Raw genomic sequence first — 25,915 nt, forward strand, 5'->3', positions numbered from 1 at the left:
TTTTGAAAGTGTAAAAATAGCAAATCATATTGCAAGCCTCTATCCAAACATGGAAAAAATTGATTCATATATAAAAAATACCGCTAAGGATGAGCATATTTCAATTCAGTTGTACAATCACGATTTATCAAAGAAAATGATTTCTTATCAGAACAATAATAAAGCGCCGATGAGAATAAATGATATCGTTCCTGTTCAAGCGAAAGACAACCATGTCGTCTTCTACTTAGAAATTAGAAGGTCAATGATAAGTTCCGAATCATTAGGTTTATATATACTTTTCCCTTTACTTGTCCTTATTGGTTTGGCATTTATGATTTTGACCCTGTATTTTCATTTTAATATTACGAAACCAATCCAAGTTCTCAATAAAAGGTTAAAAAATGTAAATATTAGAGGATTGACTTCTTTTTTATCAATCACAAGAAAAGATGAGATTGGGGAGCTTTATAATCATTTTAACGAGATGGAAGAAAGGCTTCATCTCGCACAAAAAGAACAAATAGACATGATCGCAGCTATTGCTCATGATTTAAAAACACCGTTAACGTCTATTAATGGTTTTGTAGAGCTTTTAGTCATGCAGAAGGATCTTTCTGAAAACGAAAGACAAGAATATTATGAACTAATTCTAAAAAAATCAAAGCATATTGGCGAGCTAATTAATGACTTTTCGGCTTTTACGAAAAATGAACTTGAGCTAGAAACAATGGATATGAAGGCTGTGGAAGCGGCAAGATTGTTTGAAAACATTGCGACTGAATATGAAGCGGAATTATCGGGGCTTGGTTATGAGCTGTTTTGGAAACATTCTTTTAAACCTAGTCAATTCATGATGATGAATGAACATATGATTGGACGAGTATTTGGAAATCTTTTTAGTAATGCCGTTAGATATGGCAATCAAGGGAATTTAACAATTTATTTAAGCGGGTTCGTACAGGGAAGTTCAGTATACTTTCAAGTGGAGGATAACGGACAAGGAGTACCAGAAAAAGATATGTCATCACTCTTTCTCAAGTTTTTTACAGTTGATAAATCGAGGCAAACTCAAAACGGTGGTACAGGGCTGGGCCTTGCAAGCTGTAAATCGATAATCGAGCGTCATGGCGGGGAAATCAGTGCGTTTCATTCACCATATGGGGGACTGGGCATCCGTTTTAGTGTCCCGCTACAACATGATTAACAAGGAATTTAGCATCATTTTTTCAACGATGCTAAATTCCATTTCTTTTTGTAAAGGCAACATTCCTATTTTATATTGACTTCTTTATAATTTTTTATTTTTAGTTTATATACGTTTATTTTCATTTTATATGCATTTCATATGCCGCAACTATCATGTAAGAAAATGGAGTAATAAAGGAGTGCAATGAGATGCAAAGGCTACTTGGCTTTTCATTAAAAAATACTGTAGCAATTACATTGCTTGTAATATTTGTGTTAATTGGTGGCATTTATGCAACCAAAAAAATAAAAATCGAAACATACCCAGATGTATCTTTTCCTGCGTTATTTATTCAGTCGACGGCTACAAATAATTCGGCAGATGAAATGGAGGAACAAGTAACTAATCCACTGGAAGATGGGATTAAACAGCTTGGCGGTTACGATACATTAACAAGTACATCAAGTAATAACACGGCAACTATTGAGGTTGAATATCCATATGGAACAGATATGGACAAGCAAAAGCAACAGTTGCAATCAATTATAGACAATACTGATCTACCAGATGGTACAGAAACGAAAGTTCAAGATTTTAGTCTTTCCGATACGGCTGTTTATGAAGGGGCGATCGCACAGAACACTTCAAATAAGCATTTACAAGAGGCGATAGAGGATGATCTTGTCCCTAACTTAAAAAAGGTTGAGGGTGTTGCGAACGTAACTGTTGAAGGTGAAAAGACACCAGAAGTTTCAATTGCGGTTAATAAAAATAAAGCAGAACAATATGGGCTAACACTACAAACGATTCAACAAGCAATTCAATCTCAAGATTATAAAGTTTCATTAGGGGAAATAGATAAACATGATGAAACGATTCCCCTTGAATTGAAGGGAACATTAAAAAGTATTGATGATCTCAAACGTATCGAGATTCCTTTAGGTACATCTCAAAATAATGAGAATAACACGCAAAAGGCAGTAATGAACAAACCTAAACAGACTCAAAACATAACACTTTCTGACATCGCAACGATCAGTCAGACGAGCGATCAGAGCGAGATTTCACGTTTTAATGGGAAGGATAGTTATCTCATATCTGTAACAAAAAAACAGGATGCCAATACAGATCAAGTGGTTAGACAAGTTAAAAAGCAAATGAAGCAATTTAGCGAAGATCATAAAAGTACGCTGTACACTGTAACAGACCAAGGAAAGGAAATTGAAGATTCGGTTTCCTCTTTATTGAGGGAAGCTGGACTGGGGATTCTTTTTGCTGTAGCTGTCATTCTCCTTTTCTTAAGAAATATTCGAGCAACAATTATTGCAATGATTTCCTTGCCAATTTCAATTTTAGCAACGATATGGGTATTAAAAGGTCTCGACTACACGCTTAATATTATGACATTAGGAGGTATGGCAGTCGCCGTTGGAAGGATCGTCGATGACAGTATTGTTGTCATTGAAAATATATTTCGTTGGCGGCAGGAAAAGCAGTCCTATACACCGAAACAGATCGCCCTTTATGCGACACTAGAAGTATCAAAGGCGGTAGCATCCTCGACAATAGCGACACTTGTCGTTTTCTTGCCATTAGCCTTTGTTAGTGATGTAGTTGGTCAGCTGTTCCGTCCATTTGCAATTTCAGTTGTATTATCCATTTTCTTCTCACTCGCTGTTTCCTTATTGCTTATCCCTGTACTTGGCAGTAAGTTTTTTAAAAAAGTGAGTCATGTTGAAAAAGAAGGCTGGATCTCCAAATATTATGAAAAACTGTTAAGAGCCGTTTTAAGAAAAAGATTCATTGTCATTGTGGTTTCATTGCTTCTATTAATAGGTTCTTTTGCATTGATATCAAAATTAGATGTTGCCTTTTTACCGGCAGGTGAAGGCAATACACTATCAGCGAAAATATCATTGCCAAAATCCGTGAATCTTTATCAAGCTGATGATGAAGCAAAGATGATAGAAAACTATTTAAAAAATCAACAGGATATTGATTATAGTCAAGTGTCCATCGGTGTTGCACATGGATTAAGAGGTGGCCAGAAGAGTAATAATACGATATCCGTTAATATTCAGCTTAAAAAGAGTAAGAATGCTGATGCATTGCTAGATCATTTCCAAAGAGGCATCCAAGATGTCGTAAGTAAACAGTATAAGGATGCAGATGTAAATGTCAGTGCTACATCCCAGCAAGGTGGTGTGTCATCTGGTAATAATATAGAAATTGAACTATCGGGTGGCGATTTAAGTAAGCAAACGAATGCAGCAAATGACATAATAGATTTACTAAATCAAAACAAACAATTGAAAAACATTAGCAGCAATCAAAGTGATGAACAGAAGAAATGGCGTCTTACGATTAATGAAGAAGGGAAGAAAGACGGCGTTCAATACACACAGCTGATGCAATCAGTAAAAGAATATCTTTCAACTGTTTCAGTAGGGTCTTATGATATGAATGGAACAACAGAAGATGTACTTCTAAACTATAATAGCAAGATGACGTCAAAAGAGGATATTGAAAATATTAAAATAAATACCCAAAAAGGAGTCCAAACGGTTGGGGATGTTGCTGATATAAAAGAAGTTAAGACACCTACAACTATCTATCATGATAATGGCGAACAAGTCACTCAAGTAACAGCCGATATTAAAGGAAATGATACTGCTGGTGTAACTAAACAGGTCATTAAGAAAGTGCAGGCACTGTCATTGCCTAAAGGTGTTGAGGTTCAACAAATTAGCGGTGGTTTAGCTGATATTAAGAGTGGATTTAGCAGCTTAGGAATAGCAATGGGAGCGGCAGTAGTTCTTGTCTTCCTTGTTCTCTCCGTCACTTTCAATGGCATTGTAACGCCATTAGTTATTCTTTCATCGCTCATCTTTGTTCCTGTTGGGGCGCTTGGAGGATTGTTCGTAAGCGGAGAGCCATTGTCAATAAGTGCAATGATCGGTATGTTGATGTTAATTGGGATTGTTGTTACAAATGCCGTTGTACTACTTGACCGGGTTGAAACGAATCGGAAAAATGAAATGCCTTTGATCGACGCCATTGTTGAGGCTGCGAAGCATAGAGTGCGACCAATATTAATGACGGCATTTGCGACGATCTTTGCACTTATCCCACTGTCATTAACACCTGAAACATCCAGTTTATTAATTTCAAAAGGTTTGGCAGTAACGGTTATCGGCGGCTTGTTAACTTCGACCTTATTAACATTAATCTTTGTTCCTGTATTTTACTCTATCGTTGGTAAAAGAAAAAAACATATTAAAGAGGAGATATGATGTACACTGTCTGTAGAAAGCGAACATTGAAGCGGAAATCAACTGCTTTTCTGATAAAAGATTGATAAAGGTACGAAAAATTACCTTATGCAACATAATGATTAACATTAAAATAGGAGTAAAAGGTTTTAAACCCCTCTTAGAGATATCTATCTCAAGAGGGGTTTTTTATAGCGGCAAAGCGGCATAATAGCACGTGGGTATTGGTTAAAAGACTATAAAAAGTTAATCATTTATTGATATTAGCAAAAATATATTTACAAAATATATCTTTTAGATATAATTTAATGTATGAAATAACGTTTTACATAACGAAAGGAGAAATGCGGTTGAATCGTATATATGAGCTATTCGTTCTTGGAGAATTAATTGACCGAACGATGCACGGATATTTGTTATATTCCATTCTGAATAAGGCAGTCGGGCCGCTTAGAAAAATAAGCTGGGGCGTTCTATATCCGTTGATTCACGGGCTTGAAAATGAAGCATTAATTGAACAAGTCGCCGAGGATGATAGCGAAAAAGAAAAAGGGAAAAAGAAAAAGAATTATCGAATTACAGAAGAAGGAAAACGTCGATTTTATAGATTGATGGAAGAACCAATTGACTACAAGCCAGAATATGAATTGCATTTTCAAATCAAAATGTCGAACTTTGATCAAATTGAACAAGATCTGCAATTAACGATTTTGTATCAGTATAAGGATTATTTAAAGTTTTTAACAAGACATATTGAAGGGAATGTCCATGATATTTTGAAGGCAGACATTCCTGAAGGTGAACGAAAAAATCTTGTGCGTTTGAACAAACATAGATTAATGAAAATTGAAATGGATGAAACATGGGTTGATCAAAATATTGAACGGATTAAGAAAGAAAATGGAGGCAGTAGCCATGAGTGAAAATGAACAAGTACAAGTTAAATCGAAACATAAAGGTTGGGCACTAGCGGCCGTGTGTTTTGGATTATTTATGGCATTATTAGATGTAACAGTTGTAAACGTTGCGATGCCGCAAATTCAATCCGATTTACACGCTAGTTTTTCCAATATAGAATGGGTTATTAGTGCCTACACACTAACATTTGCAGTTGTGCTAGTATCCGTTTCGAGATTGGGCGACATTTTTGGAAGAAAAACAGTATTTATATGGGGTCTTGCCGTATTTACAATTGGATCTCTTCTATGCGGTCTCTCCAGTGAGTTTAAGATTGCAGGCTTTTCCCATATCGAAACATTGAATATTTGTAGAGGTATTCAAGGAATTGGTGCATCAGCATTAATGCCGCTTTCTTTAGCAATCATTTCTGCAACCTTTACTGGTAAGCAAAGAGGTATGGCCATCGGCATATGGGGCGGTGTAAGCGGTCTTGCAACGGCAATAGGTCCGTTGGTTGGCGGTTTTCTAGTTGATGTGTTAAACTGGCAGTCTATTTTTTATGTGAATTTACCAATTGGGATTGTCGGAATCCTTTTATCAATATGGGCGATTGAACAATCTCGTGATGAACATGCAGAGAGAAAGATTGATTTCTTTGGGCTTATTACATTTACTATTTTTATGTTCTGTTTGGTCTATGGATTGATTAGAGTGAATGATGCTGATCTTGGCTGGACATCTCCATTTATTTTAACATTATGGGGAATTGGCGCAGTTGCCTTAATTGTTTTTATTATTGGAGAGCTTCGCATCAAACATCCGATGATCGATCCACGTTTGTTTAAAATTCCTAGTTTTACAGGAGCAGCAATTGCTGGATTTTGTTTGAGCTGTGGTATGTATGCATTATTGTTCTATATTTCCTTGTATTTGCAAAACTTTCTTGGGTTTGATGCACTTGAAACAGGTCTTCGGATGATTTCATTTAGTGCATTATCATTTTTCTTTGCCCCGCTATCGGGAATGCTAATGTCCAAAGTTGGACCAAAATGGATTGTCGTTGTCGCAATGGCATTGATGGCAGTTGGTGTTTGGATTATGTCGGGTATTTCACCAACAGATACCCGCTCAGACTGGTTAGTGTTATTGCCAGGCTTTATTATTGCAGGGATCGGAAACGGCCTTATTAATCCGCCTATTTCCAATTTAGCAGTTGGAACGGTTGAGCGCAGACGGGCAGGTATGGCTTCAGGTGTTAATAATGTTGCACGGCAAATGGGAATTGCTTTTGGAACAGCCTTATTTGGAGCGGTTTTATCTAATCGTTATACAACCCTTATTACTGACAAAATTTACGATTTGAATAACAATCACCTTACAGATAGTGTAAAGAAAGCAATTAGCGAAGGCGTCAGCAAAGCAGGACCAATTGCAGGCAGCACAGGGTTGAGTGGATCCGGAACGGAAGCCTTTCAACATAATCCTTTGTATAGCACGATAAAAGAAATTGCTCGTACTTCCTTTATTGAAGGAACTACTCAAGTAATTCAGATTGCTGCTATCGCATTAGCAATTGGCATGGTTTTTTCCATTCTCCTTATTCGCAAAAAAGATATGAAGCATTAATTAAATGTAGGTAGCCGTATTTATTTTGTAAAAACAGATTTTGAAAAAGTTCTTTATGAAGACAATATGTACTTTAATTGTCTATTATAAGGGGCTTTTTTCTTTTTTTAGGATTGCTGTTCTTGGATAGATTTTGTTTATTAAAAGGGATAGTTGATTTCAACTTCTGGGGTTTGCTTTCCAAATGTGGAAGCTGAATCTTTTCGGCGCGTCACATCATTAGAGAGAAAAGAGAATGTGGTTATCAGTTGTTATTATGAGGTCTTATAGTAAAATGATGAATACATTCTAATAAATTGCTATTAGCACCATTGTAATGGGAGGTTTAATATGGAAAGATCCTATCAATTCATCTACGACCGATTATTTCATTATTACGGGCCGCAAAATTGGTGGCCTGCCGAGACTGTGTTTGAAATGATGATCGGTGCGATTTTAGTGCAAAATACGAGCTGGCGGAATGTTGAGAAGGCGCTGCTGGCGTTGAAGCCGTACATACGGCCAGAGCGGATTGAACGTTTAGCGGTAGATGAGCTTGCACAGCTTATACGTCCAAGTGGATTTTTCAATATTAAAGCAAAGCGCATAAAGTCATTCTTACAATGGTTTCAATCATATCACTACGAACTAGACAAAATTAAAAAATTAGACAGGCAATCACTTCGTGAGGAATTACTGAATATACATGGTATTGGCCGAGAAACAGCTGATGTACTGCTGCTTTACGCCTTCGATAAACCAATTTTTGTCGTAGATGCTTATGCAAGAAGAATATTGTATCGAATCGGGTTTGATATGCCTACTTCATATGATTCATTTAGAAGAAAAGTGGAAAACGAGCTGCCAAATAAACTAGCTTTATACAATGAATTTCACGCATTAATTGTTGAACATGCGAAGGAGCATTGTAAGGCAGTCCCTATATGCGAGGACTGTCCGCTTACTGTGATTTGTGATAAAAGAATAGAATAAGTTGAATTCATATGAACTCGGCTATCGAGCCTAATAACAAACATATTTCTAGAAATGGGAAACTTCTTGAAACATTCCTCTCTTGATAATTATTTAGGCAAGACTTCTTTTACTCCGCGTTTTACCCGGATAAATGCAATGCAGTCGCATAAATCCTCTATTGTTAGCGGGATTTCATCAAGAGATAACATACTGTCTTCTGTTGTTAAAAGCTTTTCTAGTTCTATTATGGGATATTTATGATTGTCTCTGTTTAAAATATAGTCAACAGTAACCCCATATAAATCAGCGATTTCTGATAATGCTTGTAATGAAGGCTCTCTATATCCGGACTCATATCCTGCATAAGTGCTCTTTGCAATACCAAGACGGTCAGCAGTTTCTTGCAAAGACCATTTTTTTTCCTTTCTAAGATCTACTAATCTATGTAACACTTTTCCATACCCCCAAGTGGCTTTTCATTATTATATCATGCAGAAAATACATATAAAAGAAAATGTGCGCGAATTGAGAACAAATCATTGATTTTTAGTTAATTAATTTTATAATAGTTTTATATAATATGCAATACGCGTACGATTGATACAAAAATTTAAAGGAGAACAAAGATGAAAAACATTCTATTGCTTGCAACAGGTGGAACTATCGCGTCTGTCGAGGGGAAGGAAGGACTTGTTCCGGGATTGTCTGCTGAAGAACTGCTGCAATATTTCGAGCATACATCATTGGATGTTAATGTAACCTGTGAAATTCTTATGAATAGAGACAGTACAAATATTCAACCGGAACACTGGGGGCAAATGGCTGAAAAAATCGCCCAGCATTATGAACAATATGATGGTTTTGTGATAACCCATGGAACAGATACATTAGGGTATACTTCAGCTGCCTTGTCCTATATGCTTCAGGGGCTGCGGAAGCCAGTTGTGATTACAGGCTCACAAGTTCCAATTAGCTTTAAAAAAACGGACGGTAAAAAGAATATTACGGACGCACTCCGTTTTGCATGTGAAAATATTGGCGGTGTTTTTGTTGTATTCGATGGACGTGTCATAATCGGTACAAGAGCTGTAAAGATGAGAACGAAAAGCTACGATGCATTCGAAAGCATTAATTACCCATATGTAGCTCATATAACAGGGAATGAAGTCCACTATTATTGGAAGCCAGTCATAAGTGAGCAAAAGCTTCAAGTTGATACGAGACTTTGTCCGGATGTATTTCTACTAAAATTATACCCTGGTACGAAACCAGAGATTTTTGATTATATTAAAACACTTTATAAAGGGGTCATCATTGAAAGCTTTGGGAATGGTGGAGTTCCGTTTGAAGAAAGAAGTCTATTACCGAAGATTAAAGAGTTCTCAGAAGCCGGAATTCCAATTTTAATCTCTACGCAATGCCTTGAAGAAGGGGAGAATTTATATCTTTATGAGGTTGGAAGAAAGGTTGCTCAATATAATGTCATTGTCTCTGGTGATATGAATACTGAAGCAATTGTTGCAAAGCTTATGTGGGCTCTTGGTAAAACAACGGACATCCATGAAATTAAACAAATAATAGAAACGCCAATCGCTTGGGATTTATCGACTGATTGGGGAGTAGAAGAATGAAAGAAGGACAACTAAATATGAAAAAATCTATATTGAATTTTTTATATTTAAATATTGGTGTTTTACTCGTATCGATCAATATCCATTTTTTCTTAGCGCCTAATCATTTTGCGGCAGGGGGGCTTGGGGGACTGACGATCGTGTTGCATCATTTTCTACCACATCTATCAATCGGTCTCTTAATGGTTATTCTTAATATTATTTTATTTGGTGTGGGCTTTGCCTTTCTCGGTTTCCAATTCGGTTTAAAGACGATTTATGCTAGTTTTGCTTCCTCGTTTATGGTGTGGATTATGGATAAAGTAAATCCGCTTGCAACCCCTTTAAGTCATGACAAGTTAATTCAGCTTATTATTGGTTTGTTAATTGCTGCTCTTGGGCTAGTAATCGTCTTTAATCAAAATGCATCTACAGGTGGAATGGACTTGATCGGCATGATTTTAAATAAATATTTTTCGATTGATATCGGAAAGGCTGTATTAATGGCTGATGGTATTATCGTCATTCTCTCAATTATTGCCTTTGGGTTTGAAAGTGGTTTATATGCTTTGTTTGGAATCATTTTTAGGGGAGTAGCGATTGATTATTTCGTCCATCAATTTAGATTGACAAAAGAAGTGGTGATTATTAGTAATCAATGTGATCAAATCAAACAATTTATCGTTACAGAACTGGGAAGGGGAGCGACAGTGCATGAGGCGAAAGGTGCCTTTACAGACGATAAAAAAGAAGTCATTACGATTGTTGTAGAAAGGCAAGAATTTGTCCACTTAAAAAAATTTGTAAATAAAATAGATAATCAAGCGTTTATCACTGTCCATGATACAAGTGAAGTGTTAGGAAACGGGTTTAGAAGAGCGGTATAAGCGAAAGGGCTTTTCCAAAAGTCAATCTGAATTTTGGAAAAGCCTTTTTTATTTTAAATTGGAACAGTGCAGCAGCAGACGTTTATTCAGCTCAGAAAAGAAATTGATACCTGTTAAGTTTGGTGTTGAGGAGGAAGCTTCTCCGGTCTCTTATAAATATAATCATACATAAATTGTTTAGTTTAATTTTCTTTTCATCAAATGTTTGTAACTTCATCATTTTTTTCCAAGCTATTACGACGATTGGCTCTTTGATTTGTGCATTATATACCACTTCAACGCCAGAACCTTTATAAGTAAATTTACTCAATTTTTTCAGCTTATTGATATCCGATTTACTAACAGAATGATTGAAATAAATAACAATGTCGCCATGTTCCATACTATGGACTAAGTATTCATAGGTATTGTTTTATTATAAAATCCATATTGTGCTGGATATGGGTTGTGGGGCCCTAAAGTAGGCGGAAATGTTTTATATTTCACTGGTTTAGTTGTATGTTCTCTTCCTTCTGATGGAAAAGTTTGTACCGCTATATGAATATGCTGATTGAGGGATGATTTTGCATCGTGTTTTCCCCTATATGTATTTACAAGGATAATTCCGACCATAATTAAAATCAGGACAATCAATCCGCCCCATATAAGAAGATGATGTTTCTTCTTTTTAATAGTTTGCTGTTTTTCGATTTGGATAACTTGCTCATTACCTCTCCCAATGAATGTTAAGTTTTAGTAGTTTTTAAAATAGTTTCTTTAGAAAAGAAAATGAGTGGGGGGGCATGGAGAGTCGTAGTTGGGTATTAAAAGAGGCTAGGACAAAAGGATATTAACTAAAGAAAACCCGAATATTGCGCTCCAACCTAGCTCCGGAAATATCTGTAACTCCTGCGAAAGGATATTTTCGGAGCTGATTGTGCAATGTTCGTCTTTAGCTAACCATTTTTGAGTTTGCCCCAGCCTCGCTTTTATATTATGTGATATGAGTCGGTTTTTTCATGTCTTTCATGAGCTTCGTTAAGATGTTTCCAGGTAGGAGAATGTCCAACAAGATTTAATAGTTTATCGAGGTGCTGACTAGCACGTACGGTTTCCTTTGCGGTATAACCATTTTGGTATGCTAGCTTTATCATATGTGTCCTATTTTTCTCAATGGCTACAGTAAACATATTCATTATCCATCACCTCTGCCTTTATAAAGAAAAAATATTAATTACTATCATACTATTATTTTAGAAAAAATAAACTATAAAAGCATGCAATGTTGTTTCAATTAAGTGAAAAATTAAAAAGAAATTGTTTATGGCTTAGTTCATTTTATGATTTTTCGAATCACCCATTCAGCGGCTGCTAGATTAATAACGATACTTCCGTAAACTCCGATTGTATAGCTGGTATCATACGTAAAATGTACCTGCTTATAAAAAAGGTAGGTAAGAAAGTGGATGAAAAAATTAGTAAAACAAAAGGCGTAACTTCTTATCATCCAATTACGATGCTTTAATACTTTTCTTTTTTTAATAGAAATGATAGCGATTATAGTTAAACATGGCCAAATTACATTAATGGTGTTAAAACCGATACTTGTAATTCTCCCGCCTGTAGAAGAGGGTGCCATATATCCAGAAGTAAGGTTAACCATTAATATAGAAATAATGTAGATATAACCATTAATATGATGAAATCTTTGATGCCGGTTAAAAGGAGTAGTCGAAAAGTTAATCGCTCCCGATAGCATGGCTATAATAGCGAACAATATGTGAATATACAACGATGTTAACCAAATATGGAGCTTAATCGTATGGATGATTTGTGTTTTATGACTTAAAAACGATGTCGCGCTTGGATCGATAATCACATATTCATATAATACGTACAGTATATATGAAATAACAAAACCAACCAGTAGCATGTATAAAAACTTACTTTTCATTAATAAACCTCTTCGTAAAATTACCCCTTTGAATACCCCTATCATAGGTGTATATACCCTTATTTTATAGGAAAACACCTATAAGGTAAACAATCTTGACTATAAAAATAACAATTTTGTGTTAAAATTTAGAAAATAAATAATAAATTGTATATTTTTTAAAAAGGGAATCAATCATTTATTATTTTCTGTTTCAAATTTAGAACAATCAATTTTTATGAACAAGTTTTTGACGCGAAGCCATTAATAAAAGGGCGAACAACTGCCTATTTCGATTTAAATGGCTTGTGGCTCGCTTTGAATGAAGAGAAGAATATTCCTCGGAATGACATTCATCATTCATATATACATATTGCTTTTTCTGTTGAGGATGAAGATTTTGCTAAAATATGCAAAAAACTAAAGGAATTACATATTGATATTTTACCTGGACAGCCGCGAAATGAACAAGATAAACAATCAATTTATTTTACTGACCTTGATGGACATAAATTCGAATTCCATACAGGTACAGTACAAGACAGCTTAGATTACTATAAAAGGGAAAAAGGGCATATGGAATTTTTTATATAAGGGGAATGGATAATGTGGGGTGAAATGTAACGATAGATTATGAGGGGATGTAGTATGAAAATAAGAAACTTGTTTGCGCTTCGCTAAAAGTAAGATCTGTCATCGCATCAAGAGGAAGTGCAGGATGAAATGACAGATCTTTATTAATTTCATTAATGGATTGCTCCACCAATTTCACGAATATCCTCTTTTTCATGTGCAGCAGTGACAGCGGCAATCTCAATCCCTTTCACAATCAGATTAAGACTTAGACTTGGAGCATTATTTTTTACCGTTTGTTCAGGTATATAAGGAATATGGATAAAACCGCCGCGTATATGTGAAGCATGTTTTTCTAAATAGTTCATAACACCGTAAAACAGATGATTGCATACAAATGTTCCTGCGGTATTCGAAACAGCAGACGGAATTCCAGCCTTTCTCATATGCTGAACAATTCTTTTAATCGGCAATGTTGACCAGTAAGCTGCAGGTCCATCAGGATCGATACGTTCATCAATTGGCTGTTTTTGCTGATTATCCGGAATTCGCGCATCATCAACATTAATCGCTACTCGCTCGGGAGTTATCTGTGTCCGTCCGCCAGCTTGTCCGACACAAATGACTACATCTGGCTGCTGTCTTTTAATCGCTTCTATGACAACGTTGATCGATTCATGGAAAACGGTGGGTACCTCTTGAGCTACAATCATAACATCTTCAATTGTTTTTCCATTTAATTGCTTAACGGCCTCGAGTGCTGGATTTACGTGATCATCCCCAAAAGGATCGAATCCAGTTACTAATACTTTCTTTTTCATCGTCGATCCCCTCCTATTTTACTAAAATGTACATAATAACAATATTAAAAGCGAGAATAAATAATGCTGTAGGAACTTGAACACGGATTACGTGATTTTTATCTTTTAAATCCAGCAATGCAGCAGGAACAATATTGAAGTTTGCTGCCATCGGTGTCATCAACGTACCGCAGTATCCGGCAAACATTGAAATTGCAGCGATTTGGTTAGGATTTGCCCCGAATTTATGGATCATAAATGGTATAGCAATTCCCGCAGCCATGACTGGAAAAGCAGCAAATGCATTTCCCATAATCATTGTAAAAAACGCCATGCCAATACAGAAGACGACAACAACCCAAAACAAGGAGTTTTCCGGAATGATCTTTGTGATGATATTCGATACAACGGTCCCAACTCCGGCTTTCGTGAATATCGTACCGAGTGTTGCTAACAGCTGTGGCAATACAACGGCCCAGCCAATTGCTTCTAATAAACGGCGAGACTCTTTAACAGTCGTTGTCGGAGTACTCTTTGTTAAGGTCATAGCTGCAATGATAGCAATGACACTGGCGATCCCTAAAGCAACTAGTGTTGGATTGGTCGGATCTAATAGTTGGCGGGTACCAATTTTTACATTAATCAATAGTTTTGCGCCAATAACAGTTAAAATTGGAATTAAAAGAGCAGGGAGGAAAAGCCAATTGCCTAAACGTTTACGTCGAGTTTCACGTTGCTGTTCAGTCGCTTCACCATATTCTCCCTTTTTCAAACCGCCAATTCCTACAATAATGACCATTATAATAACCATGATTCCAATGTAGAATGGAGGGATCACTTTTCCAAATAATAGCGTAATTGCATAGATGAAATAAAATAGTCCTGATTGAATACGTCGAGGATTTGCTTTATCGGTAAATGTATATAGGGAACATAATAATCCGATAATACCCATAATGATATAAATAAATTCTACTGAAAAAATCATTCGCCCACATCCTTTCCATTCTGCTGCTTATTTTGAAGGTACTTGCGATCTAGTTTTTTATCAAATAAATAGAGTCTAATAGAGTGGACGATAAACGCGAAGATGGCTGTAGGAATGCCCCAAAGCGCCATAGAAATAGGATCCGTTTTAATTCCATTCTGATCGAAAAAGCCTTTCATTAATAAAATTGCACCTACAGCGACAAATATATCTTCACCAAAAAATAGGCCAATATTATCGGTTGCAGCTGCTTGAGCGCGAATATTTTCTTTCTCTTTTTCAGGAAGTTCGCCATATTTTGCCTTTGCAGCACCTTCTGCCATTGGCGCAATGAGTGGCCGGACTGTTTGCGGATGTCCGCCAATACTGTTTAATCCAAGTGCAGCGGCAATTTCCCGAATGAGCAAATAGATTGTGAGGATACGCCCAGCCGTTACAGCTTTAATTTTAGAAATAATATGACCAGCCTGATTTTGCAAGCCACTTCGTTCTAATAGACCGATAACGGGAAGTGTCATGATTAAGATCGACATATAGCGATTTGTTGTAAATGCCTCTCCGAATTGTGTAATGATTTCTTTTATAGGTAATCCGCCAATTAAGCCGGTGACTAAGCCGGAGACGGTTACGACAACAAGAGAGTTAAGTCTAAACGCGAATCCAATTATAATTAAAGCAACTCCTATTAGTACCAATACTAACCCCTCTTTTCTTTTTTTATTTTCGAAATATTATATTTTAATATAATATTTGAATTGTAGCATAAATACGATTAATAGAAAAACGATTAATTTGAATTTTTAGATTTATATTGTCAGAATAGCTGACAAAAAGTCGAAAATTACTTATTAAAAAAAATCTATGCATGGATTTGTCGTATTTCAGCAACCTATAATGAAAAGGATTTTTTATGGAAAGGCTGGACGAAATATGGATAAAACATTAGGATATTTGCGGGAATCACTTTCTAACCATCTTGAAAATCGTATAGGTCAGAGCATATATAAAAAAATTATCTCTAATCATTACAGTGGGGAAGGAGAATTCGTAAAAGATTTAGATGAGAATGAGATTTCATACTTGAATGGTGTATTAAAGAGGGAGATTAATTACGCAAAAAGAGAACAGGATCATAAGCGCACATATGAATTAAATGAAGTGTATGAACTGTTATTTTAAAGGAATGGTGGTGCAACATGGGAGCAATTGAACATAATGGCTACAGATTTGAACCTGAATTCAGTGTGATTAATCAAGATGGCGCAATCCATGTATACCATGACGGCAAGTATGTGGAGGAAATCCATTTTAAGTTTAACGGTGAGTATCCAGAGCATGATCAAATTGAAGAATTAGTCAATCATTATTGTTTTGAAAAAAACATATAAGTACAAATTATAAGAGTTGGGATAGCCACGGTTATGCCAACTTTTTTATTTGAGTTGTAGATATCTAATCGCATAAATAGTTCGATGTCACTGAAGAGATAATAAAGGAGTGAGTGAAGATTTAAGGAGGTTACAAATGGATCTTGAAATTGATTACGGCGGTGATTATCACTATATACCGGCAACTTCAGTTGGAAATGGAATTGGGATCCAAGTTATGCCGGACATCTTTTCCTATACCGTCCAAATTGTGAATATTGTATTTACTGGAACTCCACAATCTGAAAATTTCGTTTTAATTGACGCAGGAATGCCGGGTTCTGCAATCCAAATTCTTTCCGCACTAAAGGAACGTTTTGGTGAAGAGGCCCGTCCGAAAGCGATTATTTTAACACATGGTCACTTTGATCATGTTGGTGCCCTCGTTGATTTAGTTCAACATTGGGAAATCCCGGTATATGCCCATGAGTTGGAGCTTCCTTTTTTAACGGGGCAAAGAAACTATCCAGAGCCGGATCCAACGGTGGAAGGAGGCATGATTGCTAAAATATCAGCACTCTTTCCGAACGAAGCGATCAATCTAGGGAACTATGTAGAACCGTTGCCCTCTAATGGTTCAGTGCCACATTTGCCCAATTTCCAATGGATGCATACGCCAGGACATTCTCCGGGGCATATTTCTTTATTTCGGGAACAGGATAAAACGCTTATTGCTGGCGATGCATTTGTCACTGTTAAACAAGATTCTCTTTATAAAGTGTTCACCCAAGAGCAGGAAGTAAATGGTCCTCCGATATATTTCACCCCGGATTGGAAGACGGCAAAGCAATCAGTTATAAAACTTGCATCATTAAAACCGCAAGTGGCCATAACTGGTCACGGCCTCCCAATGTCTGGTGACGCGCTCGCAAGCGGGTTAGAAAGACTGGCGCAACAATTTGACGATATTGCCGTTCCAGACCATGGGAGATATGTCGATAAGCAACATTAAAACCCTTTTCTCGAAGGGTTTTTTCTTTGAGAATTTCCTGTTCTTAACGTCTGCTTTATATAAACTAGTGTAAGTTCTAATTGTTACTTACACGAAATGTTCTATTAGATTTTCTCATAGATGGGGTGGAGCACAATATTCGAGTTTTCTTTCGTTAATATACTTTTATCCCAGCCCTTCTTTTGGATCTTACACTAAAAACGCGACATAGTTTCATCCATGCTCATGGGGGAATACTATTCGGAGAACGGCTAGCTATCTAACAAAAAAGGACTACCGAAAAATGAAAAGAACAATTCATTGGCATTAAATATAAAAAGAGTTATAATAAAACCAACATATGAACAATTGTTCATATGTTTAAAAAAAACTTAATTTTAAATAAGAATAGAATGAAAAAACCTACACAATTTAAGAGCATTGGCAATAGTATATAGCACTTAAATATGAATATTTGCTCAAATGTTAAACGGGAGAGGAATTATATGATAAAAAACCAGCAGTCAGATACTTGTGAAACGGTATGTGATCAAACTGTCATTCATAAGGAGATTATCCAAAAAGTAAGAGAGAGTATGACGGAAGATGATTCTTTGAATGAAATGGCTGAACTGTTTAAAGTTTTAGGGGACCGAACGAGAATTAGAATTTTATATGCACTTTATCAATCTGAAATGTGTGTCTGTGATCTTGCCTCTTTACTGGAAATGACCCAATCAGCCATTTCACATCAATTACGTGTACTTAAGCAAGCAAAACTAGTGAAAAATAGAAAAGAAGGAAAGGTTGTTTATTATTCTCCCGCCGATTTGCATGTAATGCAGATCTTTATGCAAGCAATGGACCATGTAAAAGAATAAAAACGGGGGAATTCAATATGGATACAAGCAATTCAACAAAAAAAGAATTTTTATTAGAAGGATTGGATTGTGCAAACTGTGCAGCAAAGATTGAACATGGCATTCGCGAAATAGATGGTGTTTTATCATGTTCAGTGAACTATATGACGAAGACACTTACGTTAGAAACGGAAGAGGATTTTTTAAGTGATGTCATTACTGATTCTAAGCAGCTTATTAAACATATTGAGCCTCATGTAGATGTAATTGATAAACAAAATCAGAAAGCAGGGCCTCTTACTTTTAACTTACAAGGTTTAGACTGTGCAAGCTGTGCGGCAAAAGTGGAGAAGGCAGTAGGGCTTTTAGCAAATGTAAAATCATCCTCTGTTGATTTTACCTCGCAAAAATTACTGGTAGAGCCCACTGATTCTTCAGAACAATCACTTATGGATGATATTATGGAGGCTGTCAAACGGGTTGAACCTGATGTGCACGTTCAATTGGAATCACATGAAACAGACCGTGATCATTCTCATCGTAACGGTCATAATCATGGCAACATTCATATGAAAAGGCTGATTAAACGTTTAATAATTGGAGTACTGATTGCGATGATTGCTTTTTTTGCTACCCCGCCATTTCCTGTAGAATTGAGTTTATTTGTAATTGCATATCTCATAATTGGCGGTGATATTGTTTATCGGGCGTTCACTAATATGATCAGGGGGCAACTTTTTGATGAACATTTTTTAATGGCGATCGCGACAATTGGAGCATTCGCTGTTAGGCAATATCCTGAGGGCATAGCCGTGATGCTGTTTTACCAAATAGGGGAATTATTCCAAAGTATTGCAGTAAATCGTTCACGGAAATCGATACAAGCATTAATGGATATCCGCCCTGACAATGCCCATTTAAAAATAGGTAATGAAACAAAGAAAGTATCGCCGGAGGAAGTAAATGTAGGAAGCACCATTCTTGTTAAGCCGGGTGAAAAAATTCCTCTGGATGGAAAAGTGATGACAGGGACTTCGATGGTTGATACTTCAGCTTTAACAGGGGAATCTATGCCAAAAGAAATAGAAGCGGGAAGTGAAGTACTCGCCGGCTATGTCAATACAAATGGTCTTTTAACTATTGAAGTGACAAAGAGGTACGGAGAATCTACAGTGGCGAAAATTTTGGACTTAGTGCAAAATGCCAGCAGCAGGAAGGCTCAAACGGAACATTTTATTACGAAATTTGCCCGCTATTATACACCTGTTGTCGTCATTACAGCAGCTGTGTTAGCGTTCATACCACCGCTTGTTATGCAAGGAGCTCATTTCTCTGATTGGATTTATCGAGCACTTGTGTTTTTAGTCATTTCTTGTCCGTGTGCGCTTGTTGTTTCCATACCGCTTGGCTTTTTTGCCGGAATTGGTGGGGCATCTAAAAAGGGGATTTTAATAAAAGGCAGCAATTATCTTGAAGCGTTAAATGCTGTGAAATATATCATTTTTGATAAAACAGGGACATTAACGAAAGGTGTCTTTAATGTAACAAGTATAAATCCTGTTGATGACATGACAAAGGATCAATTACTAGAGTATGCTGCGCATGCAGAGGCATATTCTAACCATCCTATTGCTCTTTCAGTTTGCAGAGCATATGGAAAAAATATTGATGTTCAGCATATTAGAGATTATCAAGAAATACCAGGCCACGGGATACAAGTAACGGTTGATAATCGCCGTATTTTGGCTGGAAATGCGAAATTGATGAAGAAAGAGCAAATTTCATTCAAAGAACCTAATGTTATAGGAACAGTATTGTATATCGCTATTGATCATGTATTTTCCGGTTACATTGTGATATCCGATGAAGTAAAGGAGGATTCGGCAAAGGCAATTCGTACATTGAAAGCATTAGGTATTAAAAAGACAATGCTGCTTACGGGAGATTCTAAAGAAGTGGCAGCCGCTGTTGGCAGCAAGTTAGGCTTAGATGAAGTATATGCAGAACTGCTCCCTGATCAGAAAGTGGAAAAACTTGAACAATTGGATGGACAAAAGGCGGCAAAAGAAAAGCTCGTATTTGTCGGAGACGGCATTAACGATACGCCTGTGCTTGCGAGGGCAGATATTGGAATTGCAATGGGGGGGCTAGGATCTGATGCAGCAATCGAGGCAGCAGATATTGTCCTCATGACAGATGAACCTTCCAAAATTGCGATTGCTATTAAAATGGCAAAACGTACTCGCAATATCGTTTGGCAAAATATTATATTTGCATTAGGAATAAAGTTAATCTTCCTTTTATTGGGGGCCTTTGGAATTGCAACGATGTGGGAAGCGGTTTTCTCAGATGTAGGTGTTACTTTAATAGCAGTCTTCAATGCAATGCGTGTACTACACACAAAGAATTTATAAGTTGGATGAAAAATTGGCACGAACCTTAAAAGGGGTTGTGCCAATTTTGTTTTTAATAGTAATCTTGTTTTTTCTTAGCTCTTCACGGCATTTGTTAATGTGTTGAAATCTTCATCACTAAGTGTAATTCCGGCAGCTGCAATGTTTTCTTCGACATGAGAGACAGAAGATGTTCCTGGGATCGGTAACATAACAGGAGAACGTTTAAGTAGCCATGCAAGTGCAAGCTGTGCAGGATGTGCACCATGTTCTTTCGCTATATTAGCAAGCGGGCTTCCTTCTTTTGCTAGTTCGCCTGTTGCTAATGGGAACCATGGAATAAATGCAACATTGTTGGCTTCACAATATTCAAGCATTGATTCAGATTCACGATTTGCAAGATTATATAAGTTTTGAACAGAAACAATTGGGGTAATTGCATTAGCTGCTTTAAATTCTTCCACAGTTACTTGGCTTAGTCCAATATAGCGAATTTTTCCCTCTTGTTTCAACAACTCTAATTCTCCCACCTGTTCTGCAAGAGGAACTTTTGGGTCAATACGATGCAATTGAAGTAGATCAATTGTTTCTAATCCTAAGTCAATTAGATTGAGTTCAACTTGCTGTCTTAAATACTCCGGACGTCCAACTGGGCGCCAGTCGTCAGGGCCGCAACGTGTAAGGCCGACTTTGGTTGCAATGACCAAATCGTCTTTATATGGATGAAGTGCTTTTTTGATGAGTCTGTTCGCGACAAAAGGTCCATAGGAGTCTGCAGTATCAATAAAGTTTACTCCAAGCTCAACAGCTCTTTGGAGAACTCGAACTGCTTCTTCAGGATCACGGGGCTCTCCCCAAATGCCTTTTCCAGTTAATTGCATTGTTCCATAACCTAAGCGATTAACTGTTAGATCTTCGCCAATTTTAAATGTGCCTGCGTTAGAAGCGGGAATGTTTTGATTTGTCAATATTTTCTCCTCCTTATGGGCTTTGTCAAAATGTCATCATTGAGGCGAACTTGTATGTATTTTACATTTTGCTGTTTTCGTAAACCTTGTTGTTCTTACATAAGAAATAGTTAGCTGATTTCCGCTTCGCCGCAGGAGTCTCGCACCTTGCGCTTTATACATTATCATGATGTAGGTGAACAACAGCTATTTCAAAACAGCAATCTTTTAGACAAGCGCCTTCAATTTTGACGTTCTTTTATTTTAGCATTTAAAGTAATATTTAAGTCAAATGATAAGAATCGCTTCTGCCAGATCTATCCTAAGTCTGGTTTATACTGGGATTTGAGGTGCTGTTGCTTGGATTTTAAATAATGAGTTCGTGTTAATAAAATAGGGAATGTCCTAATAGACATCCCTGCAATGTTTATTTTCCTGTCTCTGCAAATTGCTTTATTCGGTCGCCAATTTCGTCTCTCACCCGTTGGAAAACAGCCCACTTTTGCTCGTCTGTTCCTTCAGCTTTTGCAGGGTCATCGAATCCCCAATGTTCCCGTTTTACACTAGGAGGAGTTACCGGGCATTTATCGGCTGCATCTCCGCATAATGTTATGACTAAATCAGCATTATTTAAAATATTTGGCTCAATAATATTTGAAGTTTGCTTTGAAATATCAATACCAACTTCTTTCATTGCTTTTACGGCATTAGGGTTCAATCCGTGGGCTTCAATGCCAGCACTGAAAACTTCCCATTCTTTACCTAAATATTTTTTTGCCCATCCCTCTGCCATTTGGCTTCGGCACGAATTTCCTGTACATAAGAAGTAAATTGTTTTTGTCATCGTCGATTCTCCTATCTATAAGATTTTCTTTCAATTACATAATCAGCAGCGATATGTAGAGACCTAGCAATGTAAGAAATATAACAGGAATAATTAAGATCATGCCTGTTTTAAAATAAGTGCCCCAAGATATTTTCATTTCTTTTTGTGAAAGTACATGGAGCCATAATAGGGTGGCAAGGGAGCCGATGGGGGTTATTTTTGGCCCCAAATCAGAACCAATCACATTAGCATAAACTAAAGCCTCTTTTATGGTCCCTGTTGCGGACGTATCTGTTATGGCCAATGCATCAATCATAACGGTCGGCATATTATTCATGACCGAAGAAAGGATTGCAGCAAGAAAGCCCATTAACATCGTACTAGCAAATAGACCATTGTTTACTCCATGTTGAATAACTTCAGCGAGAATGGATGTTAATCCCGCATTTCTAAGTCCATAGACAACTACATACATGCCTATGGAAAAAAATACGATTGCCCAAGGGGCTCCTTTTATAATCTTGCGCGTATTTACTGCAGAACTTTTTTTTGCTAACAATAAAAATAAAATTGCAATGAAACTAGCGATGAAAGATACAGGGATATGTAAGTACTCACCTATAAAATAGCCGATTAATAGCATTCCAAGTACAGCCCAAGAGATATAAAATAAGTTTTGATCCCGTACAGCTTCTTTCGGCATCTTTAAATGGTTTAAATCATATGTTTTTGGAATGCTTTTTTTGAAATATATATATAAAACAATAATACTGGCTACTAGAGAAAAGAAAGTAGGTATTATCATATGAGCAGCATACTGAATAAAGCCGATATTAAAATAGTCCGCAGAAACGATGTTTACGAGATTGCTTACGATCAATGGTAAAGAAGTAGTATCCGCGATAAAACCACTTGCAATGATAAACGGAAAGACCATCTTCTCATTAAAATGCAATGCCCGTACCATTGCTAATACAATAGGAGTTAAAATGAGTGCGGCCCCATCGTTAGCGAAAAGGGCGGCAACAAATGCCCCTAAAATAGATACGAAGATAAACATCCTAATTCCGCTGCCCTTTGCTCCCCTTGCCATATGGAGAGCAGCCCATTCAAAAAAGCCGATTTCATCAAGAATCAATGAAATAATGATGATTGCGATAAATGTAAGAACAGCATCCCATACAATATTTGTAACGTTCCAAACATCTTGTAAATGAACGACTTGAAAGATTAGTGCCAGTATTGCGCCCCCGCAGGCAGACCAGCCAATTGACAAGCCCCTAGGCTGCCAAATAACGAATATAAGTGTAATGACGAAGATTATGAAAGCAAAAATGGTGTGTAACAAGACAAGAATTCCTCCTAAGTTATTCACATATGACCCTTAAACCTTGTTGCTCTAACAATACGAACTTTTCATTTTGATTTGGAATATGGTTTAAAACATCTAAAATTAGTGGAAAATGTTTACTATCCTTGTTTAGAGAATAAATCATCCATTGTCCTTTTCTCTGTTCGGAAACTAAGCAAGCATCTTTTAATTTTTTTAGATGTTGACTGACAGCAGGCTGGGACATGTTAAAAATGGCTACAAATTCACAAACACAACAATCGTGCATTGAAAGAAGAGCGAGCATAGAAAGCCGTGTTTTGTCACCAAGCAGCTTTAAAATTTTTGCTGTCTCTTCCAAATGAGTATCAACAGTCATGAGCATTCACCTCTATATAATCAATTACTTATATAATAAAATACTTATATGTTGATTGCCAGTTTTTTCACCGAATGGTCAACAAAAACTCGAAACAATCTAGCAAATTGGTGTATAATTCAATAGTGGATAAGTACGTCATCTTTATATTTAAATTTATCATCAGGTCGTCAATTTTATATTAATATGAAATATATTGTTGAAAGTGAGTGGAAAACTTATGGGACGTAAATGGAATAATATTAAAGATAAGAAAGCTTCAAAAGATGCAAGCATGAGCCGCATTTATGCAAAATTTGGCCGTGAAATTTATGTTGCTGCAAAGCAAGGTGAGCCTGATCCAGAAGCGAACCGTGCATTAAAAGTTGTTCTTGAACGTGCAAAAACTTACAGTGTACCAAAGTCAATTATTGAACGTGCGATTGAGAAAGCAAAAGGTGGTTCAGAAGAAAATTATGATGAACTCCGTTATGAAGGATTCGGACCAAGCGGATCGATGATTATCGTAGATGCCCTTACTAATAATGTAAATCGTACAGCTCCAGAAGTACGCTCAGCATTCGGTAAAAATGGGGGAAATATGGGTGTAAGTGGATCTGTAGCGTATATGTTTGATGCCACTGCTGTTATTGGTGTTGAAGGTAAAACTGCTGATGAAGTACTCGAAATGTTATTAGAGGCAGACGTAGATGTACGTGATGTTTTTGAAGAAGATGGCGCTGTTATCGTATATGCTGAACCTGATCAGTTCCATGCTGTTCAAGAAGCATTTAAAAATGTTGGCATTACAGACTTTACTGTTGCTGAGCTTACAATGCTTCCGCAAACCTATGTAACACTTTCAGAAGAGGATCAAGCACAATTTGAAAAACTAATCGATGCATTAGAAGATTTAGAAGATGTTCAACAAGTGTACCATAACGTAGATTTAGGAGAATAAGTTTCACCTATACGATTTTAAAGGCAAATACCAATCGTTTTTGGTATTTGCCTTTTTATATAGATAAGGTTAAAAAAATGGAGGAATTCTGGGACAGGAAATATAATATTTTATTGTTAATGAAAGGGGACTGAGATTGGATGAAGTATCGTGCATTAGGTAATACAGGTATAAAAGTAAGCGAAGTGAGCTTTGGAACATGGGCGATCGGTGGAGACTGGGGAAGAACGAATGATGAAGATGCGTTAAAATCTATTCAATATGCGATAGATCAAGGTGTTAATTTTTTTGATACGGCAGATGTATATGGGAATGGTCATAGTGAAGAACTATTGGCAAAAGCAACAAAAGGAATGGAAGACAATATATATATTGCAACGAAATTTTGCCGTCAAGGAGATATTTACGATCCCAATAATTATTCGTATGAAACTGTACGTTCTTATTGTGAGGCAAGTCTTCGCCGCTTAAACCGCGAAGCAATTGATTTGTACCAAATTCATTGCCCTGCAACGGAAATTCTTAAAGATGGACAAGTGTTTGATGTATTGGATCAATTACAAAGAGAAGGGAAGATTAAACATTATGGTGTAAGTGTTGAAACAGTTGAAGAGGGGGTTATATGTCTTGAATATCCAAATGTTAAAACGTTGCAAGTAATTTTTAATATTTTCCGCCAAAAGCCACTGGAAGTGCTTTTTCCGGAGGCCTATAAAAAAGGCGTAGGCATTCTTGCTAGAGTTCCATTAGCAAGCGGGTTACTAACAGGAAAATATTCTAAAGAACACGTTTTTGAGGAAAACGACCATCGCCGTTTCAATGAAAATGGAGAGGCTTTTAATGTTGGAGAGACATTTGCTGGCCTCGGTTTTAAAAATGGGGTTGAATTGGCTGAACAGTTGAAATGGATTGCAGAGGGAAGACCTACAATGGCTAGTGCTGCCCTTCGCTGGATTCTTGATCAGCAGGAAGTAACTTGTGTCATCCCTGGATTTAAGAACATCCAGCAAATAGACAGCAATTTACAAGCACTAGAAGCACGTACATTTTCGCAGGAAGAACAAGAAAAGCTGAGAACTTTTTATGAAGAAAAAGTGGAACACCTCATTCGCGGTGCGTATTAATAAAGGGTGTTTTCTGCTTTGTTCCTTATTCATGAAAAATAAGCAGGTGATTTTAGTTTTCCGCGGGC

General features: G+C 36.8%; 24 protein-coding genes and 2 pseudogenes. 15 read left to right on the forward strand and 11 right to left on the reverse strand.

The annotated features are described in order from the left end of the window. Positions 1 to 169: 169 nt before the first annotated feature. The 5 genes from G4D61_RS03100 (at position 170) to G4D61_RS03120 (ending at position 7,938) form a co-directional block, all read left to right on the forward strand. On the forward strand, positions 170 to 1,186 hold the full coding sequence (locus G4D61_RS03100) for a sensor histidine kinase (RefSeq protein WP_025729598.1): 1,017 nt from the start codon (positions 170 to 172) through the stop codon (positions 1,184 to 1,186). A 191-nt stretch (positions 1,187 to 1,377) separates the two neighbouring features. Beyond that, positions 1,378 to 4,461 carry an efflux RND transporter permease subunit gene (locus tag G4D61_RS03105; protein ID WP_025729596.1) on the forward strand — a complete coding sequence of 1,028 codons (3,084 nt, stop codon included), beginning with the start codon at positions 1,378 to 1,380 and terminating at the stop codon, positions 4,459 to 4,461. Between the two features lie 329 nt (positions 4,462 to 4,790). After that, complete coding sequence (locus G4D61_RS03110) at positions 4,791 to 5,363, forward strand: PadR family transcriptional regulator (RefSeq protein WP_231473082.1); 573 nt, start codon at positions 4,791 to 4,793, stop codon at positions 5,361 to 5,363. Beyond that, a complete protein-coding gene (locus G4D61_RS03115; RefSeq protein WP_025729592.1) occupies positions 5,356 to 6,966 on the forward strand; it encodes an MFS transporter in 1,611 nt (536 codons plus the stop codon). The genes G4D61_RS03110 and G4D61_RS03115 overlap by 8 nt, the downstream gene beginning before the upstream one ends. A 330-nt stretch (positions 6,967 to 7,296) precedes the next feature. Beyond that, positions 7,297 to 7,938: an endonuclease III domain-containing protein gene (locus G4D61_RS03120; RefSeq protein ID WP_035352876.1), complete on the forward strand. Its 642-nt coding sequence runs from the start codon at positions 7,297 to 7,299 to the stop codon at positions 7,936 to 7,938. An 89-nt stretch (positions 7,939 to 8,027) separates the two neighbouring features. Here G4D61_RS03120 and G4D61_RS03125 read toward each other — a convergent pair whose 3' ends face one another. Then, positions 8,028 to 8,372 (reverse strand): helix-turn-helix domain-containing protein, encoded by a 345-nt coding sequence (locus tag G4D61_RS03125; RefSeq protein WP_025729590.1) that lies wholly within the window; start codon positions 8,370 to 8,372, stop codon positions 8,028 to 8,030. A gap of 174 nt (positions 8,373 to 8,546) precedes the next feature. On the opposite strand from G4D61_RS03125, the gene G4D61_RS03130 reads away from it, so the two are divergent. Both G4D61_RS03130 and G4D61_RS03135 read left to right on the forward strand, forming a co-directional pair. Further along, complete coding sequence (locus G4D61_RS03130) at positions 8,547 to 9,551, forward strand: asparaginase (RefSeq protein ID WP_035352873.1); 1,005 nt, start codon at positions 8,547 to 8,549, stop codon at positions 9,549 to 9,551. Continuing rightward, positions 9,548 to 10,417 carry a YitT family protein gene (locus G4D61_RS03135; protein ID WP_231473080.1) on the forward strand — a complete coding sequence of 290 codons (870 nt, stop codon included), beginning with the start codon at positions 9,548 to 9,550 and terminating at the stop codon, positions 10,415 to 10,417. The genes G4D61_RS03130 and G4D61_RS03135 overlap by 4 nt, the downstream gene beginning before the upstream one ends. A gap of 91 nt (positions 10,418 to 10,508) precedes the next feature. Here G4D61_RS03135 and G4D61_RS18440 read toward each other — a convergent pair. The 3 genes and pseudogenes from G4D61_RS18440 to G4D61_RS03150 form a co-directional block, all read right to left on the reverse strand. After that, positions 10,509 to 10,805: pseudogene (locus tag G4D61_RS18440) on the reverse strand (DUF3105 domain-containing protein); the annotation flags it as partial. A 580-nt stretch (positions 10,806 to 11,385) separates the two neighbouring features. Further along, positions 11,386 to 11,592, reverse strand: a complete 207-nt coding sequence (locus G4D61_RS03145) for an aspartyl-phosphate phosphatase Spo0E family protein (RefSeq protein WP_035352870.1) — start codon at positions 11,590 to 11,592, stop codon at positions 11,386 to 11,388. A 137-nt stretch (positions 11,593 to 11,729) separates the two neighbouring features. Continuing rightward, positions 11,730 to 12,350, reverse strand: a complete 621-nt coding sequence (locus G4D61_RS03150; RefSeq protein WP_163173196.1) for a DUF2306 domain-containing protein — start codon at positions 12,348 to 12,350, stop codon at positions 11,730 to 11,732. 151 nt (positions 12,351 to 12,501) lie between these two features. Between G4D61_RS03150 and fosB the strand changes: the two are divergent. Continuing rightward, positions 12,502 to 12,923 (forward strand): annotated as a pseudogene (fosB, locus tag G4D61_RS03155) (metallothiol transferase FosB). Between the two features lie 152 nt (positions 12,924 to 13,075). Here fosB and pcp read toward each other — a convergent pair. The 3 genes from pcp to G4D61_RS03170 are packed head-to-tail and all read right to left on the reverse strand — an operon-like array spanning position 13,076 to position 15,385. Continuing rightward, positions 13,076 to 13,723 (reverse strand): pyroglutamyl-peptidase I, encoded by a 648-nt coding sequence (pcp, locus tag G4D61_RS03160; RefSeq protein WP_025729575.1) that lies wholly within the window; start codon positions 13,721 to 13,723, stop codon positions 13,076 to 13,078. A gap of 13 nt (positions 13,724 to 13,736) precedes the next feature. After that, a complete protein-coding gene (locus tag G4D61_RS03165) occupies positions 13,737 to 14,690 on the reverse strand; it encodes a DUF979 domain-containing protein (protein ID WP_025729573.1) in 954 nt (317 codons plus the stop codon). Then, entirely contained in the window at positions 14,687 to 15,385 is a 699-nt protein-coding gene (locus G4D61_RS03170) for a DUF969 domain-containing protein (RefSeq protein WP_025729571.1), read from the reverse strand. The genes G4D61_RS03165 and G4D61_RS03170 overlap by 4 nt, the downstream gene beginning before the upstream one ends. 235 nt (positions 15,386 to 15,620) lie before the next feature. On the opposite strand from G4D61_RS03170, the gene G4D61_RS03175 reads away from it, so the two are divergent. The 5 genes from G4D61_RS03175 (at position 15,621) to G4D61_RS03195 (ending at position 20,322) form a co-directional block, all read left to right on the forward strand. After that, positions 15,621 to 15,869: a sigma-G-dependent sporulation-specific acid-soluble spore protein CsgA gene (locus G4D61_RS03175; RefSeq protein ID WP_163173198.1), complete on the forward strand. Its 249-nt coding sequence runs from the start codon at positions 15,621 to 15,623 to the stop codon at positions 15,867 to 15,869. Positions 15,870 to 15,886: 17 nt separating this feature from the next. Further along, on the forward strand, positions 15,887 to 16,078 hold the full coding sequence (locus G4D61_RS03180; protein WP_025729569.1) for a YbxH family protein: 192 nt from the start codon (positions 15,887 to 15,889) through the stop codon (positions 16,076 to 16,078). Between the two features lie 136 nt (positions 16,079 to 16,214). Continuing rightward, positions 16,215 to 17,069: an MBL fold metallo-hydrolase gene (locus G4D61_RS03185; RefSeq protein ID WP_025729567.1), complete on the forward strand. Its 855-nt coding sequence runs from the start codon at positions 16,215 to 16,217 to the stop codon at positions 17,067 to 17,069. Between the two features lie 485 nt (positions 17,070 to 17,554). Next, positions 17,555 to 17,929 (forward strand): ArsR/SmtB family transcription factor, encoded by a 375-nt coding sequence (locus tag G4D61_RS03190; RefSeq protein ID WP_025729564.1) that lies wholly within the window; start codon positions 17,555 to 17,557, stop codon positions 17,927 to 17,929. A 17-nt stretch (positions 17,930 to 17,946) separates the two neighbouring features. Next, entirely contained in the window at positions 17,947 to 20,322 is a 2,376-nt protein-coding gene (locus G4D61_RS03195) for a heavy metal translocating P-type ATPase (protein ID WP_163173200.1), read from the forward strand. Positions 20,323 to 20,396: 74 nt separating this feature from the next. Here the strand turns inward: G4D61_RS03195 and G4D61_RS03200 are convergent, their stop codons facing one another. From G4D61_RS03200 to G4D61_RS03215, 4 genes are all read right to left on the reverse strand, one after another. Continuing rightward, the gene (locus G4D61_RS03200; RefSeq protein WP_163173202.1) at positions 20,397 to 21,269 is read right to left on the reverse strand and encodes an aldo/keto reductase; all 873 of its coding nucleotides are present in this window, start codon (positions 21,267 to 21,269) and stop codon (positions 20,397 to 20,399) included. Between the two features lie 406 nt (positions 21,270 to 21,675). Further along, entirely contained in the window at positions 21,676 to 22,092 is a 417-nt protein-coding gene (gene arsC, locus G4D61_RS03205; RefSeq protein WP_035352856.1) for an arsenate reductase (thioredoxin), read from the reverse strand. A 34-nt stretch (positions 22,093 to 22,126) separates the two neighbouring features. Beyond that, positions 22,127 to 23,422 carry an arsenic transporter gene (locus tag G4D61_RS03210; protein ID WP_025729557.1) on the reverse strand — a complete coding sequence of 432 codons (1,296 nt, stop codon included), beginning with the start codon at positions 23,420 to 23,422 and terminating at the stop codon, positions 22,127 to 22,129. Positions 23,423 to 23,441: 19 nt separating this feature from the next. Next, on the reverse strand, positions 23,442 to 23,783 hold the full coding sequence (locus G4D61_RS03215) for an ArsR/SmtB family transcription factor (protein ID WP_025729555.1): 342 nt from the start codon (positions 23,781 to 23,783) through the stop codon (positions 23,442 to 23,444). Between the two features lie 220 nt (positions 23,784 to 24,003). On the opposite strand from G4D61_RS03215, the gene G4D61_RS03220 reads away from it, so the two are divergent. Continuing rightward, positions 24,004 to 24,723, forward strand: a complete 720-nt coding sequence (locus G4D61_RS03220) for a YebC/PmpR family DNA-binding transcriptional regulator (RefSeq protein ID WP_025729553.1) — start codon at positions 24,004 to 24,006, stop codon at positions 24,721 to 24,723. Positions 24,724 to 24,863: 140 nt separating this feature from the next. Continuing rightward, positions 24,864 to 25,847: an aldo/keto reductase gene (locus G4D61_RS03225; RefSeq protein WP_035352847.1), complete on the forward strand. Its 984-nt coding sequence runs from the start codon at positions 24,864 to 24,866 to the stop codon at positions 25,845 to 25,847. Positions 25,848 to 25,915: the final 68 nt, after the last annotated feature.

It is taken from the genome of Heyndrickxia ginsengihumi, from assembly GCF_011008565.1.
GTDB classification, from domain to species: domain Bacteria; phylum Bacillota; class Bacilli; order Bacillales; family Bacillaceae_C; genus Weizmannia; species Weizmannia ginsengihumi.

Bases quoted from the DNA above. Each gene is read 5' to 3' on its own strand.
- G4D61_RS03115 (WP_025729592.1), top strand. From the start codon at position 5,356: ATGAGTGAAAATGAACAAGTACAAGTTAAATCGAAACATAAAGGTTGG.
- G4D61_RS03105 (WP_025729596.1), top strand. From the start codon at position 1,378: ATGCAAAGGCTACTTGGCTTTTCATTAAAAAATACTGTAGCAATTACA.
- G4D61_RS03145 (WP_035352870.1), bottom strand. From the start codon at position 11,592: ATGAATATGTTTACTGTAGCCATTGAGAAAAATAGGACACATATGATA.
- G4D61_RS03175 (WP_163173198.1), top strand. From the start codon at position 15,621: ATGGATAAAACATTAGGATATTTGCGGGAATCACTTTCTAACCATCTT.
- G4D61_RS03150 (WP_163173196.1), bottom strand. From the start codon at position 12,350: ATGAAAAGTAAGTTTTTATACATGCTACTGGTTGGTTTTGTTATTTCA.
- arsC (WP_035352856.1), bottom strand. From the start codon at position 22,092: ATGACAAAAACAATTTACTTCTTATGTACAGGAAATTCGTGCCGAAGC.
- G4D61_RS03130 (WP_035352873.1), top strand. From the start codon at position 8,547: ATGAAAAACATTCTATTGCTTGCAACAGGTGGAACTATCGCGTCTGTC.
- G4D61_RS03190 (WP_025729564.1), top strand. From the start codon at position 17,555: ATGATAAAAAACCAGCAGTCAGATACTTGTGAAACGGTATGTGATCAA.
- pcp (WP_025729575.1), bottom strand. From the start codon at position 13,723: ATGAAAAAGAAAGTATTAGTAACTGGATTCGATCCTTTTGGGGATGAT.
- G4D61_RS03165 (WP_025729573.1), bottom strand. From the start codon at position 14,690: ATGATTTTTTCAGTAGAATTTATTTATATCATTATGGGTATTATCGGA.
- G4D61_RS03185 (WP_025729567.1), top strand. From the start codon at position 16,215: ATGGATCTTGAAATTGATTACGGCGGTGATTATCACTATATACCGGCA.
- G4D61_RS03100 (WP_025729598.1), top strand. From the start codon at position 170: ATGAGAATAAATGATATCGTTCCTGTTCAAGCGAAAGACAACCATGTC.
- G4D61_RS03135 (WP_231473080.1), top strand. From the start codon at position 9,548: ATGAAAGAAGGACAACTAAATATGAAAAAATCTATATTGAATTTTTTA.
- G4D61_RS03120 (WP_035352876.1), top strand. From the start codon at position 7,297: ATGGAAAGATCCTATCAATTCATCTACGACCGATTATTTCATTATTAC.
- G4D61_RS03215 (WP_025729555.1), bottom strand. From the start codon at position 23,783: ATGACTGTTGATACTCATTTGGAAGAGACAGCAAAAATTTTAAAGCTG.
- G4D61_RS03180 (WP_025729569.1), top strand. From the start codon at position 15,887: ATGGGAGCAATTGAACATAATGGCTACAGATTTGAACCTGAATTCAGT.
- G4D61_RS03220 (WP_025729553.1), top strand. From the start codon at position 24,004: ATGGGACGTAAATGGAATAATATTAAAGATAAGAAAGCTTCAAAAGAT.
- G4D61_RS03225 (WP_035352847.1), top strand. From the start codon at position 24,864: ATGAAGTATCGTGCATTAGGTAATACAGGTATAAAAGTAAGCGAAGTG.
- G4D61_RS03195 (WP_163173200.1), top strand. From the start codon at position 17,947: ATGGATACAAGCAATTCAACAAAAAAAGAATTTTTATTAGAAGGATTG.